The sequence below is a fragment of the Bradyrhizobium sp. NAS80.1 genome (genome assembly GCF_001908205.1).
Lineage (GTDB): Bacteria > Pseudomonadota > Alphaproteobacteria > Rhizobiales > Xanthobacteraceae > Bradyrhizobium.
In genome coordinates, this window is record NZ_LGHL01000070.1 from 1 (window position 1) to 16,022 (window position 16,022).

General features: G+C 60.2%; 16 protein-coding genes and 2 pseudogenes. 14 read left to right on the forward strand and 4 right to left on the reverse strand.

Annotation, left to right across the window (positions count from 1 at the left end; genetic code table 11):
* The 12 genes and pseudogenes from AC629_RS17350 to AC629_RS17405 form a co-directional block, all read left to right on the forward strand.
* On the forward strand, positions 1–609 hold a 609-nt coding region (locus tag AC629_RS17350), incomplete at its 5' end, for an integrase core domain-containing protein (protein WP_143199197.1).
* A gap of 507 nt (positions 610–1,116) precedes the next feature.
* Positions 1,117–2,032 (forward strand): annotated as a pseudogene (gene trbB, locus AC629_RS17355) (P-type conjugative transfer ATPase TrbB).
* A gap of 1 nt (position 2,033) precedes the next feature.
* A complete protein-coding gene (locus tag AC629_RS17360; RefSeq protein ID WP_084806212.1) occupies positions 2,034–2,360 on the forward strand; it encodes a TrbC/VirB2 family type IV secretion system protein in 327 nt (108 codons plus the stop codon).
* Positions 2,360–2,623: a VirB3 family type IV secretion system protein gene (locus AC629_RS17365; protein ID WP_084806214.1), complete on the forward strand. Its 264-nt coding sequence runs from the start codon at positions 2,360–2,362 to the stop codon at positions 2,621–2,623. Before AC629_RS17360 ends, AC629_RS17365 begins: the two co-directional genes overlap by 1 nt.
* A 10-nt stretch (positions 2,624–2,633) precedes the next feature.
* Positions 2,634–5,075, forward strand: a complete 2,442-nt coding sequence (trbE, locus tag AC629_RS17370) for a conjugal transfer protein TrbE (RefSeq protein ID WP_084806216.1) — start codon at positions 2,634–2,636, stop codon at positions 5,073–5,075.
* The gene (trbJ, locus tag AC629_RS17375) at positions 5,072–5,800 is read left to right on the forward strand and encodes a P-type conjugative transfer protein TrbJ (protein ID WP_084806219.1); all 729 of its coding nucleotides are present in this window, start codon (positions 5,072–5,074) and stop codon (positions 5,798–5,800) included. Before trbE ends, trbJ begins: the two co-directional genes overlap by 4 nt.
* Complete coding sequence (trbK-alt, locus tag AC629_RS17380; protein WP_084806221.1) at positions 5,800–6,165, forward strand: putative entry exclusion protein TrbK-alt; 366 nt, start codon at positions 5,800–5,802, stop codon at positions 6,163–6,165. The genes trbJ and trbK-alt overlap by 1 nt, the downstream gene beginning before the upstream one ends.
* Positions 6,162–7,392: pseudogene (gene trbL / locus AC629_RS17385) on the forward strand (P-type conjugative transfer protein TrbL). Before trbK-alt ends, trbL begins: the two are co-directional and overlap by 4 nt.
* A 100-nt stretch (positions 7,393–7,492) precedes the next feature.
* A complete protein-coding gene (trbF, locus tag AC629_RS17390) occupies positions 7,493–8,176 on the forward strand; it encodes a conjugal transfer protein TrbF (protein WP_084806223.1) in 684 nt (227 codons plus the stop codon).
* On the forward strand, positions 8,173–9,207 hold the full coding sequence (trbG, locus tag AC629_RS17395) for a P-type conjugative transfer protein TrbG (protein WP_084806225.1): 1,035 nt from the start codon (positions 8,173–8,175) through the stop codon (positions 9,205–9,207). Before trbF ends, trbG begins: the two co-directional genes overlap by 4 nt.
* Positions 9,204–10,415, forward strand: a complete 1,212-nt coding sequence (locus tag AC629_RS17400; protein ID WP_084806227.1) for a TraB/TrbI/VirB10 family type IV secretion system protein — start codon at positions 9,204–9,206, stop codon at positions 10,413–10,415. The genes trbG and AC629_RS17400 overlap by 4 nt, the downstream gene beginning before the upstream one ends.
* A 7-nt stretch (positions 10,416–10,422) precedes the next feature.
* Complete coding sequence (locus AC629_RS17405; RefSeq protein WP_084806229.1) at positions 10,423–10,662, forward strand: DUF2274 domain-containing protein; 240 nt, start codon at positions 10,423–10,425, stop codon at positions 10,660–10,662.
* Here AC629_RS17405 and AC629_RS17410 read toward each other — a convergent pair.
* The 4 genes from AC629_RS17410 to AC629_RS17420 form a co-directional block, all read right to left on the reverse strand.
* The gene (locus AC629_RS17410) at positions 10,635–11,573 is read right to left on the reverse strand and encodes a LysR family transcriptional regulator (RefSeq protein WP_084806231.1); all 939 of its coding nucleotides are present in this window, start codon (positions 11,571–11,573) and stop codon (positions 10,635–10,637) included. The genes AC629_RS17405 and AC629_RS17410 overlap by 28 nt on opposite strands.
* Positions 11,574–12,115: 542 nt before the next feature.
* The gene (locus AC629_RS45360) at positions 12,116–12,433 is read right to left on the reverse strand and encodes a hypothetical protein (protein ID WP_143199198.1); all 318 of its coding nucleotides are present in this window, start codon (positions 12,431–12,433) and stop codon (positions 12,116–12,118) included.
* A 28-nt stretch (positions 12,434–12,461) separates the two neighbouring features.
* Positions 12,462–13,202: a siderophore-interacting protein gene (locus AC629_RS17415; protein ID WP_143199199.1), complete on the reverse strand. Its 741-nt coding sequence runs from the start codon at positions 13,200–13,202 to the stop codon at positions 12,462–12,464.
* Positions 13,203–13,276: 74 nt separating this feature from the next.
* Entirely contained in the window at positions 13,277–14,122 is an 846-nt protein-coding gene (locus tag AC629_RS17420; protein ID WP_084806235.1) for a class II aldolase/adducin family protein, read from the reverse strand.
* A gap of 223 nt (positions 14,123–14,345) precedes the next feature.
* On the opposite strand from AC629_RS17420, the gene AC629_RS46890 reads away from it, so the two are divergent.
* Positions 14,346–14,483 (forward strand): hypothetical protein, encoded by a 138-nt coding sequence (locus tag AC629_RS46890; RefSeq protein WP_168195512.1) that lies wholly within the window; start codon positions 14,346–14,348, stop codon positions 14,481–14,483.
* 42 nt (positions 14,484–14,525) lie between these two features.
* Positions 14,526–15,983 carry an amino acid ABC transporter substrate-binding protein gene (locus tag AC629_RS17425; protein ID WP_245331897.1) on the forward strand — a complete coding sequence of 486 codons (1,458 nt, stop codon included), beginning with the start codon at positions 14,526–14,528 and terminating at the stop codon, positions 15,981–15,983.
* Positions 15,984–16,022: the final 39 nt, after the last annotated feature.

A 16,022-nucleotide genomic window follows, 5' to 3' on the forward strand; every position in this document is an offset into this window, starting at 1 on the left:
GCGCCGATGGTGGCGCCGATAGTGCCGAATGACCGCTGGTCGCTCGACTTCGTCTCGGATCAGCTTACCGATGGCCGCCGCTTCCGCATCCTGACCGTGGTCGACGAGTGCACGCGCGAGTGCCTGGCGTTGGTGGCCGACACCTCGCTGTCGGGCTCCCGGGTGGCTCGGGAGCTTGACCGGCTGATAATCGAGCGCGGCAAGCCCAAAATGGTGGTCAGCGACAACGGCACCGAATTGACCAGCAACGCCATCCTGACATGGGCCGATCAGAGCCGCGTCGCCTGGCATTACATCGCACCCGGCAAGCCGACGCAGAATGCCTTCATCGAAAGCTTCAATGGCCGCCTCCGAGACGAATTGTTGAACGAGACGCTGTTCACTTCGCTGGCCCAGGCCAGGGTCGAACTCGGACATTGGCGGGCCGACTACAACGATACGCGACCCCACTCGCAACTCGGATGGAAAACACCATCCGAGTTCGCCTTCACCTGCAACCCGCGACGGGATCTGGCGCTGCGCTATGCCGATGGCTCCGCACCAGCTCCCGTCGCTACCACCGCCCATTCGGGTAAATCCACCAGCCAGAGCGAACTCAGGACTGGATAAAACTTGGGGGCAAGGTCACGGGCTAGCGCGACAGCCTGCGGAGCGGGAGCTTCATCTTGCAGTCACAGAACTTCGTTTTCGTTCGGCAACTGAGCCAGTGAAGGATTTCCCAAGACAGCTGGAAGTCCGTAGTCAACTGCAATCGCATCGACCAATTGCGCGTCTTAAGAATCAGCTACTGCTCAGTCGCCGCTGTCTTGTATTTCAGGAACGGGCGAGTCGCTTTTTTTTCGCGCAGATAACGCCGAAGGCGTTACGCCCTCCGGGCCTGGGTCTCCGATCTCAGTCCACTGGGAAACAGACGCGGTCGAGTAGACGAGATGTCTATTCTCAGTCTTTCCTTTTCTACGCCGCTCTACGATCACCGAAAGCACTTGTTGCGCTGGATCGTTTGGTGGCTTTTCTAATCATCCCCAGCTGAGGGCGCCTTTGGGCGTCCTCATTCTGTGGGGGCGGCGGGTGGCAATCCATTCCTTTCAATCGGAGGCAAATTCGCGCGGTGCGCGAATGCTGCGTAGCGCGCTTGGCACAGCGATTGCCGGCTACCTCGAAGATGAAGCGATCATTGAGGTGATGCTCAACCCAGATGGGCGGTTGTGGGTCGACCGGTTGTCGAGTGGTTTGACTGACACTGGCGAAACTCTGTCCGCGGCGGATGGTGAGCGCATCGTGCGCCTGGTGGCGCACCATGTCGGCGCGGAGGTGCATGCCGGCGCGCCACGGGTCTCGGCCGAACTGCCTGGGACCGGCGAGCGCTTCGAAGGTCTCTTGCCCCCCGGTCGTTGCAGCACCGACCTTTGCCATCCGCAAGCCCGCCGTCGCCGTGTTTACGCTCGACGACTACGTCGCCAAGGGCATCATGAATTCAGAGCAGGCCAAGATCCTTAAGGGTGCGGTCGCCGCTCGTAAGAACATCCTCGTCGCCGGTGGCACATCGACCGGAAAGACAACGTTGACGAATGCGCTACTGGCGGAGGTGGCGAAGACCACCGATCGGGTCGTGCTGATCGAAGATACACGCGAACTTCAGTGCACGGCGCCCAATCTTGTAGCTTTGCGGACCAAAGATGGCGTGGCGACGCTTTCGGATCTTGTCCGCTCCTCGCTGCGACTGCGTCCGGATCGCATTCCCGTCGGCGAGGTCCGCGGTGCCGAAGCACTCGATTTGCTCAAGGCCTGGGGCACCGGTCACCCAGGCGGCATCGGGACCATTCACGCGGGCAGCGCGCTCGGCGCTCTGCGGCGGCTTGAGCAGCTCATCCAGGAAGCGGTCATCACGGTTCCTCGCGCCCTGATCGCCGAGACGATCAACCTCGTCGCCGTCCTTGCGGGCCGCGGCGCCGATCGCCGCCTAGCTGAGCTCGCCGCCGTCATGGGGCTTGGTGACGCGGGCGACTACAACCTTTCATCAGCAGGAGACTGACATGCGTCAGCAATTTCGCTTTCTTCGAGATGCCAGTTCACTGGCCGCCTTCGGTACGGTTGTTTTGGCGTCGGCGCCGGCATGGGCTGCTGGCTCAAATATGCCGTGGGAGCAGCCACTCAATCAGATCCTGCAATCGGTCGAAGGCCCCGTCGCCAAGATCATCGCTGTCATCATCATCGTCGTAACCGGGCTCACGCTCGCTTTCGGCGATTCGTCAGGTGGTTTCCGCAGACTGATCCAGATCGTGTTTGGTCTGTCGATCGCATTCGCGGCCTCAAGCTTCTTCCTGTCGTTCTTCTCCTTCGGCGGCGGCGTGGTGATCTGATGGATGAGCAGGTCGCAGGCTTTGTCGTGCCCGTTCACCGAGCACTCACCGAACAAATCTTGATGGGCGGCGCACCGCGCTCGGTCGCGATCGTCAACGGCACGCTTGCCGCGGCCCTTGGTCTTGGACTGCGGCTCTGGATCGCGGGTCTCGTCCTCTGGTTCATCGGCCACATGGCCGCCGTCTGGGCCGCCAAGCGCGATCCTGCCTTTGTCGATGTGGTGCGCCGACATCTGCGCATTCCCGGTCATCTCAGCGCCTGAGCCCTCTGCCATGATGAACCTTGCCGAATATCGTCATTCCAACGCGCGTCTCGCCGACTTCCTGCCTTGGGCAGCGCTGGTCGACGAAGGAATCATCCTGAACAAGGACGGCTCGTTCCAACGGACTGCGAAATTCCGCGGCCCCGACCTCGATAGCGCAGTGCCGGCTGAACTTGTTGCCGTCGCCGGCCGTCTGAACAACGCCGTGCGTCGTCTGGGATCTGGTTGGGCGGTGTTCGTTGAAGCGCAACGCCATTTTGCGGGTGCTTACCCGCCGAACACGTTTCCGGATGTCGCGTCCGCGCTGGTTGACGCGGAACGCAGGGCTCAGTTCGAAGAGGCGGGTGCCCATTACGAGTCCAGCTACTTCCTGACCTTCCTCTATCTGCCTCCGGAGGAGGGAGCGGCTAAGGCGGAGCGATTGCTCTATGAAGGTCGCGACCGCACCGTTGGAGCAGATGCCCGGGAGGTGCTGCGTGGGTTTGTCGACCAAACCAACCGCGTGCTCGGGCTCCTTGAAGGGTTCATGCCGGAATGCGCCTGGCTCGATGATCAGGACACGCTGACTTATCTGCATTCGACGATCTCGACCAAGCGTCATCGCGTTCGGGTGCCAGAAATTCCGATGTACATCGATGCGCTGTTGGCCGATCAGCCGCTGACGGGCGGACTCGAGCCGATGCTGGGTTCAGCCAATGTGCGAGTTCTCACGATTGTCGGCTTTCCGGGCACGACGACGCCGGGAATTCTGGACGACCTGAATCGCCTGGCATTCTCGTATCGCTGGTCGACCCGCGCGATCATGCTCGACAAGACCGATGCCACGAAGCTGCTGACCAGGATTCGCCGGCAGTGGTTCGCGAAGCGAAAGTCCATCGGCGCCATACTCAAGGAGGTCATGACCAACGAGGCGTCGACGCTGCTCGATGCCGACGCCCACAACAAGGCGATAGACGCCGACGCGGCATTGCAGGAACTGGGGTCCGATCAGATCGGACAAGCCTTTGTCACGGCGACCATCACCGTCTGGGACCGCGATCCTATTGCAGCCGATGAAAAGCTGCGGCTGGTCGAGAAGGTCATCCAGGGCCGTGATTTCACTTGCATGATCGAGAGGGTGAACGCTGTCGAAGCCTGGCTCGGCAGCTTGCCCGGGCACGTCTACGCCAACGTGCGACAGCCACCGGTTTCGACCCTCAACCTCGCCCATATGATCCCGATGTCGGCCGTATGGGCGGGCGAGGCGAGGGATCTGCACTTCAAGGGTCCGCCGCTCCTGTTTGGCAAGACCGAGGGATCCACCCCGTTCCGATTTTCGCTCCACGTTGGCGACGTCGGCCATACGCTGGTGGTGGGACCGACGGGGGCCGGTAAGTCCGTTTTGCTTGCGCTGATGGCGCTGCAGTTCCGCCGCTACCCGAACGCTCAGGTCTTTGCGTTCGATTTTGGCGGTTCGATCCGGGCGGCTGCGCTCGCCATGGGCGGCGACTGGCATGATCTCGGCGGTGCATTGTCTGACGGAGGTGAGCAACCCGTTGCGTTGCAGCCGCTGGCCTGGATCGACGACGCTTCCGAACGAGGATGGGCCACGGAATGGATCGGCGCGATCCTGGCGCGGGAAAAGGTCGAGATCACCCCGGACGTCAAGGATCATCTGTGGTCCGCCCTGACGTCTCTCGCCTCGGCGCCGATGCAGGAACGCACCCTGACCGGCCTGTCAGTTCTGCTGCAATCGAACTCCCTGAAACGTGCCCTGCAACCCTATTGCCTGGGTGGCCCCTCCGGACGCCTGCTTGACGCTGAATTCGAGCGTCTTGGCGAGGCCTCGGTCCAGGCGTTCGAGACCGAAGGGCTGATCGGAACGAGCGCGGCCCCGGCTGTGCTGGCGTACCTCTTCCATCGTATCGGGGATCGGCTCGACGGCCGGCCGACCCTCCTGATTGTTGATGAAGGCTGGCTTGCCCTCGACGACGAGGATTTTGCCGGCCAGCTCCGGGAATGGCTGAAGACGCTCCGGAAGAAGAATGCGTCCGTCATCTTCGCCACCCAATCGCTTTCGGACATCGATGGCTCCGCAATCGCGCCGGCGATCATCGAAAGCTGCCCAACACGCCTGTTGCTGCCGAATGAACGGGCGATCGAGCCGCAGATCACTGCCATCTACCGCCGCTTCGGCCTCAATGACCGCCAGATCGAGCTTCTGAGCCGGGCCACGCCGAAGCGCGACTACTACTGCCAATCCCGTCGCGGCAACCGGATGTTCGAACTCGGCCTTGGTGAGGTCGCGCTCGCATTCACCGCAGCCTCGTCCAAGACAGACCAAGCTGCCATTGAGCAGCTCCTCGCCGAACATGGACCTGACGGCTTCGTGCCGGCCTGGCTCCAGCACCGCGGCCTTGCCTGGGCCACCGACCTGATCCCCAATCTCGTCAATCTGGAGAAATCGCTATGAGGCGTCTTGGCCTATTGGTGGCTGCCGGCACCATCGCGCTGGTGCTTGGCGTTACGGTGCCCGCACGGGCGCTGATCGTCTTTGATCCCAACAACTACGTTCAGAACGTCCTCACCGCTGCGCGGGAGCTCCAGCAGATCAACAACCAGATCACCTCGTTGCAGAACGAGGCGCAGATGCTGATCAATCAGGCGAAGAACTTGGCAAGCCTGCCGTATTCGTCGCTGCAGCAACTGCAATCATCGATCCAGCGGACCCAGCAATTGCTGGCCCAGGCGCAGCGCATCGCCTACGACGTCCAGCAGATCGACCGTGCATTCTCGACCAGCTATGCGCCGGTCACCGGCAGTCAATCGAGCCAGGTGTTGGTCACCAACGCTCAATCGCGGTGGCAAAACACTTATGCGGCAACGCAAGACGCGCTCCGGGTTCAGGCTGGCATCGTTGGCAACCTCGATACCAATCGCATCCAAACGTCCGCGCTCGTAACATCAAGCCAAGGCGCCAGCGGTGCCTTGCAGGCAACGCAGGCCGGTAATCAGATTCTCGCGCTGAACGCGCAGCAGCTCGCCGACCTCACTGCAGTCGTGACGGCACAGGGCAGGGCGCAGAGCCTTGAAGCGGCGCAGCGCGCCGCGGCCCAAGATCAGGGTCGAGAACAGCTCCGACGGTTTCTGACACCGGGGCAGGGCTATCAATCCCAAGACGTGAGGATGTTCCACTAATGACCGATGTAAGGGCATTCAAGGCATTGTCGTTGCTCACGACAGTCGGCGTATTTGTGGTTACAGCCTGCACGATTCAGCTTCGTGGTGGAGAAGAGACCCCGCCGCCGCAAAGAGTGCAGACTACAGGTGCAACCAGCTCCGACCTCGCACGCTGCCGCCGCGTCAATTCGGAGGAAACGGACGGTTATCAGCACTGCAAGCAGGTTTGGGCCGAAAACAGGCGCCGCTTCTTTGGCAAGAAGGACGGTGTCGCGGCTTCCGGCCACGATGATGCAGCTGGTTCGACGCCCCTCCCAAAGGATCAGAGCCGGGTCCCGCCAGGATATCCGCTACCGGCGACGCCTGAGGCGAGCAAGCCATGACGGGTACCGGGATTATCGACCAGTTCCTGGAAACGTTCACGCGTTATATCGACAACGGCTTCGGGCTGCTCGGTAGCGACGTTGGATACCTGGCAACGACGCTTGCGGCGATCGACATCACGCTCGCCGCATTGTTCTGGAGTTGGGGAACGGACGAGGACATCATCGCGCGTCTCGTCAAGAAGACACTCTTTGTGGGCGTCTTTGCCTACCTCATCGGCAACTGGAATAGCTTGGCGCGCATCGTCTTCGAGAGCTTTGCCGGTCTTGGGCTGAAAGCATCCGGCGCGAGCCTATCCGCATCAGATTTCCTGCGACCGGGAAAGATCGCTCAGGTCGGACTCGACGCCGGCCGGCCGTTGCTCGATTCCATCTCCAGCCTGATGGGCTACATCAGTTTCTTCGAGAATTTCGTCCAGATCGTCGTTCTCCTGTTCGCGTGGGTCGTGGTGCTGCTCGCCTTTTTTATTTTGGCGATCCAGCTTTTCGTCACCCTCATCGAGTTCAAGCTGACGACGCTAGCCGGCTTCGTGCTTATTCCTTTTGGCCTGTTTGGCAAGACCGCTTTTGCGGCGGAGCGGGTCCTGGGCAACGTCATATCGTCAGGGATCAAGGTTTTGGTTCTGGCCGTCATCGTCGGCATCGGATCGACCCTGTTCTCGCAGTTCACCTCTGGCTTAGCTGGCGGTCAGCCGACCATCGAGGACGCGATGACGCTGGTCCTTGCGGCGCTCTCGCTATTGGGCCTCGGAATCTTCGGTCCCGGAATAGCAAACGGTCTGGTGTCCGGCGGACCACAGCTCGGCGCCGGTGCCGCGATTGGAACAGGCCTAGCCGCTGGCGGCGTTGTTGCGGCAGGCGCAGGTCTTGCCACCAGTGGTGCTAGTCTCGCTGGGGGGAACGATGGCAGCCGCGGCGCGTGGTGGCGGGGCCGTCTTGAGCGGAGCACCCGCGGCCTATCGAAGTGGCGGCCTTGCTGGCGTCGCGGAGGCCGGTAGCTCGGCTGCCATGAGCCCGTTGCGTCGCGCAGCGGCTGCGGTGGGCGGAGGTGGGCAAGCGGGCGAGCAAGCCATGAGCACTTCGGCTGTGGGGCAGCCCGATTGGGCACGCCGCATAAAACGCGTCCAGACCATTCGGCATGGTGCCTCAGTAGCCGGTCACGCGGTCCGTTCAGGCGATCACGGCGGCAGCGGCACTTCCGTGGACTTGTCCGAAGGAGAGCGCTGACACGCAGCCAATGCGCTTTCGCCACACGCCGTGGGCAGCGCCTCAAATCCCGACGCCGCGCGACTTGAAACTGATCACTTGATCTAGGGGGCAATCATCGATGTTCAAACGACCTTCCGTTCACTATGGGCGCATGCCCGAACCGGTCACACCTTATCAAAAGGCAGCGCAGGTTTGGGACGAGCGCATTGGATCGGCACGCGTGCAAGCGAAGAACTGGCGCATGATGGCATTTGGCTGCCTCATGCTATCAGCCGGTCTCGCCGGAGGGCTTGTCTGGCATTCGAGCCAGGGATCGATCACGCCCTGGGTGGTCGAAGTGGATCATCTCGGCCAGGCCCAGAGGGTGGCGCCGGCTAACTTCGACTATCAACCCACTGACGCTCAGATCGCCTACCATCTGGCGCGCTTTATCGAGGATGTCAGAGGTCTGCCGGCTGACGGCATCGTTCTGCGCCAGAACTGGCTTCGGGCCTATGATTTTACGACCGATCGCGGGGCGGCGGCGCTCAACGACTACGCGCGCAACAATGACCCCTTTGCCAGGTTGGGCAAGGCGCAAGTCTCTGTCGACGTCTCGAGCGTCATTCGCGCGTCTTCAGAAAGCTTTCGGGTGGCCTGGACGCAGCGCGCCTACGACAACGGTTCGTTGAGCTCGACCGAGCGCTGGACAGCAATTCTCACGATCGTGATCGAGACGCCGCGCGACGCCGAACGTCTGCGCAAGAATCCCCTTGGCGTCTACGTCCGCGCCATCAACTGGTCAAAGGAGTTGGGTCAGTGACCAAGACGCCGCCTGACGTTCATTCTAAGCGCCCCATCCCGCACAGCAGGCTTAATTCGATTTGGTCCGAGTTCGTGACCGCGAAGCGAGCATTTCTGTCCGCGCTCCTGCTTTGTTCTTCGGCGCTCGGTGGGTGCGCGACCTACATTCCGCCGGAGATCAGCTATGACGCGGAAGTCCCTGCGCTGCCGACGCCTCCAGCGCCTCTGGACGATAGGTCGCCACCGCTTCACGCTCCGCCGCTCTGGAAGCCGGCTCTGGGCGGTAAGTCGGGAGGGAAGGAAGAGCCCGAGCCCGTGAGCCGAGTTGAGACGGCAAACAGTGCAGCCCGCGTCGAACCGCGCAAGCGGGGGTATTTTAACGCAGCTCAGATCTACGCCTATAGCCCAGGGGCGCTGTACCAGGTTTACGCCGCACCGGGGCAGATCACGGATATCGCACTCGAGGAAGGGGAGCAGTTGACCGGATCAGGGCCGATCGCGGCCGGCGACACCGTGCGCTGGGTCGTGGGCGATACCGAGAGTGGGACTGGTGACACGCGACGCGTCCATATCCTGGTCAAGCCGACTCGCGCATCGGTCGAGACCAATCTTGTCGTCAATACCGACCGGCGTACCTACCTGATCGAGCTCCGTTCCCGCGAGCGCCCATACATGCCATCTGTTGCCTGGTACTATCCGGAAACAGTACGCGAACGATCGCGTTCGGTCACTCTCAGACCCGTTATTCCGAATCCGGCGCAGCGTATCTCTCGCTACGCGATTGAAGGGGACAGCCCACCGTGGCGGCCGCTTGCCGCATATGACGATGGCCGTAAGGTCTATGTCGAATTTCCGCAGGGGATCGTGCAAGGTGAGATGCCTCCGCTCTTCGTCATCGGCCCTGACGGCAAGACCGAGCTCGTCAATTATCGCGCCTACGGTAACGTGTTGATCGTCGATCGGCTGTTTGCGGCCGCCGAACTCCGGCTCGGCAGGGAGCACCAGCAGAAGGTCAGGATTGTCAGGACTGACGGGAGGCCGTCGTCATGAATATCCGGAATGGAAACGATCACGAGCAAGCGATTCCGCCAGAGAAACAAGAGGAGCAGTCCAGAAGCTTTCGCTTGAGAGCCGAGCATCCGCGCGTGACACGGTTGTCACGGAAAGTCCTGGCTGGAGTGAGCGCGATCGCCCTGCTTCTCATCGGCGGGGCCGTGCTGTGGTCGCTGCAGAACAATCGTCCCCGAAAGCAGGTGGCCGATGAGCTTTACAGCACTGACCATCACAATGTTGCCGACGGCATTACGACGCTGCCAAAGGACTACGCTGGGATTCCACGCCAGGCGATCCCGCAGCTTGGTCCGCCGCTCCCCGGGGACCTTGGTCGACCGATCCTTGCTGCTCAGGGTCAGTCGCAGACGATCGGCGCTGATCCGGACCAGCAGCGCCGGGACCAAGAGACCGAAGCAGCCCGTATCAGCCATTTGTTCGCTTCGACCAATGGGCGAGAGGTGCGTCCGCCTGACGCTACGGCTCTGGGGAGCGACCGCGGCGTGCCACCGAGCCCACTGAGCACTAGCGACGACGGATTTGCGCAGAACGGTCAGGACAGGAAGCTTGCCTTCGTGAACGCATCTGTGGATCGCCGCACGGCAAGTCCTGACCGTATCATCCGGCCGGCTTCACCGTATCTCGTGCAGGCCGGCACCGTCATTCCAGGTGCCCTGATAACTGGGATCAGATCGGACCTTCCAGGTCAGATCACCGCGCAGGTGACAGAAAACGTATACGACACGCCCACTGGTCGGTTCTTGTTAGTGCCTCAGGGTGCGCGACTTATCGGGACCTACGACAGCCAGGTCGCGTTCGGGCAATCACGAGTGCTGCTAGTTTGGACCAGGTTATTTATGCCCAACGGTCGCTCCATTGTGCTCGAGCGACAGCCGGGAGCCGATGCCGCGGGCTATTCCGGCCTTGAGGATGAGGTCGACAACCACTGGAAGGAATTGCTGGGAGCGGCGGCGCTCTCGACGCTGCTCGCAATCGGGACCGAGGTGAATTCGGGAAGCGACATAAACAATACGAACGGCGCACTGATCCAAGCTTTACGCCGCGAGGCAGGCGATTCCGCCAACCAGGTCGGTCAACAGCTCGTCCGGCGTAGTCTGAACATCCAACCAACACTGACAGTGCGGCCGGGCTTCCCGGTGCGAGTGATCGTCAATCGTGATCTCGTCCTTGAGCCGTACAGAGGATGACTAACAGATGGCAAAGCTGAAAATCGCGGCGCTTCAAGACGACAAACCGGTAAAGGTGAATACCGAGTTACCCGCGGCGGTCCATAGAGATCTCGTCGCTTACGCCGAAGCATTGGCGCGACAGACAGGTCAAGCCGTAGACCCTGGAAAGTTGATCGCGCCCATGCTCGCGCGATTCATGGCCACGGATCGTGCCTTTTCGAAGCGGCGTCATGCGTCTCAATCACCCGACGCTAGCGAAGGATAGCGTTCCGTCAAGAGTTTGAGAAAGCCTTCCAAGGCTGGATTGTCGTTATCGCGCCGCCAATGCGCCGAAAAATCAAACCGTGTCGACCCGCTCCCATCGCGCAATTCGCGATAGACTAGCCCGGCGAAGCTTGCACCAATATCTGATTCCAGGACTAAGCTAATCCCAAGCTTCATGCTAACGAGGCTTTTAATGATGCTTCGGCTGACGTCGTGGCGCTCGATCCTGGGGCGATCTCCAGGAGAAACAAGCTTTGAAATCAGGAGATCCTCGAATTCGCGTCCGGGATCGTGCTGGCTCAATAGAATGGTCTCGTTCCGGAGGTCCGTCCAATAGATCGTGCTTCGAGCGGCCAATGGATGATCTTCCGCCAAGGAGATCAGGATACGCTCACTCCAGAGGGGGCGGACCTTACTGTCGGATAGGGGCGCCTCCCCAGTTACGACCAGAATATCGACCGTGCCGTTTCGCAGTGCAGTCGCCAGCCTTGTTCGCGACCGCTCGATCGTTGCGAATTCTATCAAGGGAAATCGGCTTTTGAATTCTATCAGCGTGGCTCGCAGGTTTCCCGCGGAAATGGAGGTACAAAAGCCGATCGACAAGTGGCCGGCTTCGCCCCGGCCATTCGACTTTGCTGTTGCGACCAGCACGTCGACCTGCTCCAAAATTAGCCTAGCCATCCTCAGAACTCTTCGCCCGGCCGGCGTTGGCTTCACCCCTCCGCCTGAGCGCTCGAATACGGTAACGCCGATCCGATCCTCAAGCTGGCGAATTGATCGGCTCAGGATTGAGTGTCGAATGGAAAGCAACTCGGCGGCTTGCCGAATACTCCCGTAATCTGCGGCTGCGACTGCAAACCCGAGTTGCCTCAGATCAACCGGTTGGATGCGGAATACTCGTGGCTGGTCCATTATCTCGTTCTCCGAGCAGGCGGACGCATCGTGTCGCGCTGCGGGCAGCGAAGTTCTTGAGGGTTGACGGAGAGGGCGGCGTGTGCACGACGGTGTGCGCCGGGAGGTCAAGAAAGATCCAGTGACGGCCAACGTGGGCAGGGATTGAGAAGTGGGACAGGGCGGTGTTTGGCGTCGCGCATGACAGAATTCTAAAGGGCAGGGAAGATATGCCGGCAATGGGTGCGTTGACGTCAATCGTCACAGGTTTGCGCCCTCATCGCGCCTTCACGAAGCTCCGCGGGTCAGAGCGAACAATCCATGCGGGGGGTGGTAGCGCTCTAGCGCTTGGTGCTCGCGGCAGCGCAAGATAGGCGAAGGAGCAGAGGTTGAGGGCTGAGGCCGCTTCGGCCATAGCCTGTCTGAGGTCCTGCGGACTACTGCTCTCGATCAGCCCGTCAACGAAAACCTGAAAAGTGCGACGCATTCTGGCTTCTCAGCGTCCAGGAGTGTTTCTATCTGCGTTGGAGTGTTCCCAAATCGTCTCCGAAACGGGGGCGAACTTAGCGGCGCGACTCCTCCAAGAACCCATCGAAAGCTTGAGGATCACTTATCGCCTGAACATTCGCAGGATCGAACCGCTCATTACGGCGTCGTAAATAGTATGCGGACCAGTTTGCTGGATAGATCGAGATTAGCGTGGGTGCGCTGTTCGATTTATCGAAAAGAGCAAGATAAGTACAACAGGATGGTTCAAGCGCAGCAGAGGTCTGCCAGGCTTCATTTGAGAGCCGATAGGTGTCATGCTTTTCGTTCAGAATACGATTTAATTCCATGTCGGCATCACTTTTCCCGGCTTCTTGCTTGGTAACAGGTACCATAAGTTTTTTTTGCTCAAAGCAATTCGTCTCAATAGTCGCTGTCTGACTCGCGCTCGGATGGCGTTCCAAGTTTCCAGTAGCCAGACGTGTGCATTGCTGCTCGGGAAATTCCACAACCACTAGTCAGAAACGTTCGCAGCCGTCGGACGACGTTACCCTCTGCCGCGAGGAAGATTTGTCCGAGCCAGCAAGACCAGTCCAGGGAGCGTATCCGTCTCTCTAACTCCAACCCAGGTTGTCCCGTTTCACCGCGATGGATCCAATTGACAACAAGGTCTGGCAAGTCAGGAGTAGCTTGCTCTTCGCGGGAGTCCTGGACTTCCAGAAGGGCTTCAATGCGTGGCAGCTTCGGACGGCTTTCCAGAATTGCGAGGATTGCTGGAAGGGCGGTTTCATCACCAGCCAAAACCAGCCGCGGCGCATCGTCGGAAACGCGAAATTGGCTCTGCGGAGCTCCAAGTTGCGCGTGCATGCCGACCTGTGCCTGTTCGGCCCAGGTAGCAAGAGGTCCGTCGCCATGTCGGACGAAGTCAATCTCCAAGCGAGCGTTCGATCGATCGAAGCGCCGGATGGTATAGGGGCGTCCCTCCGGCTCTGCGCGGCCAGGCACGGGCACGAAGACCTTGACCCATTGTCCCGGTCGGTCGGTTTCGAAGGTTCGCAGGCTTTCGCCGGATACCACAATCCGGCGCATTCGTGGAGTGAGGTCGATCACCTGCGTCACCTCGACGGTTCGCAGAAAGCGATCTTTGCTGAGATTGTTCGCCAATTTTGTTCTCGCTGCGACTGCATCATCAAGCGACCGCGAGCAAAGCGCTTCGTGGTTGCTGTATGAAAAATGGATTATCCGGGGAAGGTTTGCCCTTCTGCTGAACGGCGCCGGAGACCGTCCGCTTTGCGTTTGTAAAATGACCAGAAGTTCTCCACGAGATTGGGATCCAAAATCTGCTCCCTCTTGGCGGCAAGCTCCGACCTGGGCGTAGCGACATACCTTTGGTGGGTCTTGAGCAATTCCATCTGCGACCGGCAAGCGCGTTCCAAGAAAACGCCCATCAAGGTCGCTTCCGGGATAGTGGCGCCGGCGAAGAGAACCCCATGATTGCGCAGCAGAAGCGTCGAGGTGCCACCGAGCGCTGCCGCGAGGCTCGCTCCAAGCTCTTGGGTATCGATCAGACCTCGAGTCTCATCGAAACGTGCGACTTCGTTTCCCAGAAATGCCGCCTCGTTTGTCACCGCCTCTAGCTCGACGTCCATGGACGAAAACAGGGTCGCGTAGAAAGGATGGCTGTGGCCAACTGCGTTGACGTCTGGCCGAGCGCGCAGGACCTCTGTGTGGATCGGCCATTCCTTGTGAATCCGTCCCTCTCCGGCGACGCGCCGGCCATCGAAATCGATTAGAACGAAATCTTCCGGTCCATCGACCTCTCCCAGTCCAATGCCTGATCTCTTCATCCACACGCCGCGATCCTGCGGGTCTCGAAGCGAGAGATGGCCAAGGGTCATATCGGCGTGGCCTTCGGCGTGGAGGATGCGGCAGCCCGCGGCTGCCTCAATCAGATCTTCGTAAGGAATATCCTTCATGTCGTTTCTCCAGATTTGATCGATGATGCTTTCGGCAATGCGTGGGTGGTAAAACAGCGCGCCCGCCGCGCTGGCTCTTTCCCAGCAGGAAGAGCCTGATGTCCGCATCGTTGAATCTTGTCACGGCTATTTGCCGCTCGGCCAGGGATGTCGGGAAGTGCAATTGTTGAAAGTTAAATTTGCGTCAAACGCAATCTTGCGGGAGCGGAGCGCACGGAGAAGTACCAAGCCTCGATGCAAGTTATCGAATTCTCTCAATGCGCGGCTCTACGAGGGTTCATGGCAGGTAGGCCTGCGTGGTGAGACGCCGACGCTGGCCGATTTCTGCCTCATGCTGCAGCTTGCCATTGCGAGGCGCTTCGGCATCTACCCCAGAGCACTGCCACGGCGGCTCAAGGCGGAGACCGCGGCGCTCGCGATGAGGGCGTTTGCTTTCGCCGCCTCGGACGGGCGGCTCGATGCGGACTAGATTGATATCGTTCGCCATGGCTGCGGTCTATACCGCGCCGCATTGTACATTCTGCTCCCGCCGATCGCGATCCACATCTATCGCCGCATCGGCGCTACGACTATCCGCGCTGATCACCTTCGACCGTTCCACAGCCTGTCAAACGAAGCAACAATCATTTGCGGCTTTTGCAATCGACACCCCGTGGTCAGTCAACTTATCGTTCCGCAGAACAGTAGCGGCCATGCCGATGCGGCTTGGGTTGCCCTCGGGCCGGTCAGCACAGGCAGCACCATAAACGTGGGAGGACATGCGTTGAAACGGACGGCGCTTCTGCTCGCGATATCGTTCGCGATCGCGGGCTTTTCCGGCTCTAGTGGCCAAGGGGCCGAGAACAAGATCAGAGTCGGCTGGGCGATCTCAAAGACGGGGTCTAACTCAATCGCCGTTGCCACAAGCTTGCTGCCGAACTACCGAATGTGGGTCAACGACATCAATGCCGCTGGCGGATTGTCTCTCAAGAATGGCAGGCGGGCGCTCGTCGAGGTCGTTGAGTATGACGACCGCTCCAACTCGGAAGAAGCTGTCCGCGCGATTGAGCGTCTCATCACTCAAGATAAGGTGGACATCGTCTTGCCACCACTGGGGACGGCGCTCAACCTGGCAGTCGCACCGACGCTAGCGAAGTACGGATATCCCTTTCTCGGCGTAACGGCCACAACGGATCTGGCCCCTGAGCTAGTCAAGCGCTGGCCAAACGCCTTCTTCTTCATCGGAACCGGCTCGCAATATGGCGAGGGCTTGCTCACCCTGTTGGAGCAAGAGCGTAAGTCCGGGGAGCTCGGTAACAAGGTGGCCATGATCTATGCCGCCGATGCTTTTGGCGTTGACCTTTCCATGGCCGCCAGGAAGCTGATGGCGAGGTATGGCTTCGATCTGGTCTACGACAAGAGCTATCCGGTCGGCATACGCGACATGGTTCCGATCCTCAGCGAGATCAAGGATCGTGCCCCGGACATTTTTCTATGCTTTTCCTATCCGCCCGACACCTTGCTCGTGACCGACCAGGCGATCATTGCTGGCTTCAACCCCAAAGTATTCTATACTGGCGTCGGAACGCAGTACCCGGCCTACAGACAGCGCTTCGGACACAATATTGACGGAGTGATGGGGCCAGGCGGAATCGATGCCGACAACTCCGAAATTCAGCGGTACTTCAGGCGGATCAACGAGACCAGCGGAGGGGATACCGATCGCTTTGCGGCGCCGGTGGTCTATGTTGGTCTGCAGGTGCTTCAGCAGGCGATCGAGCACGTCGGGTCGATCGATCGCTCGGCCATCATTCAGGATATGAAGACCGCGCACTTCGCCACAATCTTCGGCGACGTCACTCTTGGCGACCAGCAGCTTGCGAAGCGCTGGCTGGTGGGACAGTGGCAGGATGGCGAGTTCAAGGGTATTGCGCCGGCCGATGTTAATGGTGCCAACAAACCAGTCATCCCGAAGCCGGCCTGGAAATAGCTTTTGACGCAGCATCGGCCACACAGCGGGCTGCATGCG

Excerpts from the sequence above, each read along its gene's own strand:
- AC629_RS17360 (WP_084806212.1), top strand. The coding sequence starts at position 2,034 with ATGCGTCAGCAATTTCGCTTTCTTCGAGATGCCAGTTCACTGGCCGCC.
- AC629_RS17365 (WP_084806214.1), top strand. The coding sequence starts at position 2,360 with ATGGATGAGCAGGTCGCAGGCTTTGTCGTGCCCGTTCACCGAGCACTC.
- trbE (WP_084806216.1), top strand. The coding sequence starts at position 2,634 with ATGATGAACCTTGCCGAATATCGTCATTCCAACGCGCGTCTCGCCGAC.
- trbJ (WP_084806219.1), top strand. The coding sequence starts at position 5,072 with ATGAGGCGTCTTGGCCTATTGGTGGCTGCCGGCACCATCGCGCTGGTG.
- trbK-alt (WP_084806221.1), top strand. The coding sequence starts at position 5,800 with ATGACCGATGTAAGGGCATTCAAGGCATTGTCGTTGCTCACGACAGTC.
- trbF (WP_084806223.1), top strand. The coding sequence starts at position 7,493 with ATGTTCAAACGACCTTCCGTTCACTATGGGCGCATGCCCGAACCGGTC.
- AC629_RS17400 (WP_084806227.1), top strand. The coding sequence starts at position 9,204 with ATGAATATCCGGAATGGAAACGATCACGAGCAAGCGATTCCGCCAGAG.
- AC629_RS17405 (WP_084806229.1), top strand. The coding sequence starts at position 10,423 with ATGGCAAAGCTGAAAATCGCGGCGCTTCAAGACGACAAACCGGTAAAG.
- AC629_RS17410 (WP_084806231.1), bottom strand. The coding sequence starts at position 11,573 with ATGGACCAGCCACGAGTATTCCGCATCCAACCGGTTGATCTGAGGCAA.
- AC629_RS45360 (WP_143199198.1), bottom strand. The coding sequence starts at position 12,433 with ATGGTACCTGTTACCAAGCAAGAAGCCGGGAAAAGTGATGCCGACATG.
- AC629_RS17420 (WP_084806235.1), bottom strand. The coding sequence starts at position 14,122 with ATGCGGACATCAGGCTCTTCCTGCTGGGAAAGAGCCAGCGCGGCGGGC.
- AC629_RS46890 (WP_168195512.1), top strand. The coding sequence starts at position 14,346 with ATGCTGCAGCTTGCCATTGCGAGGCGCTTCGGCATCTACCCCAGAGCA.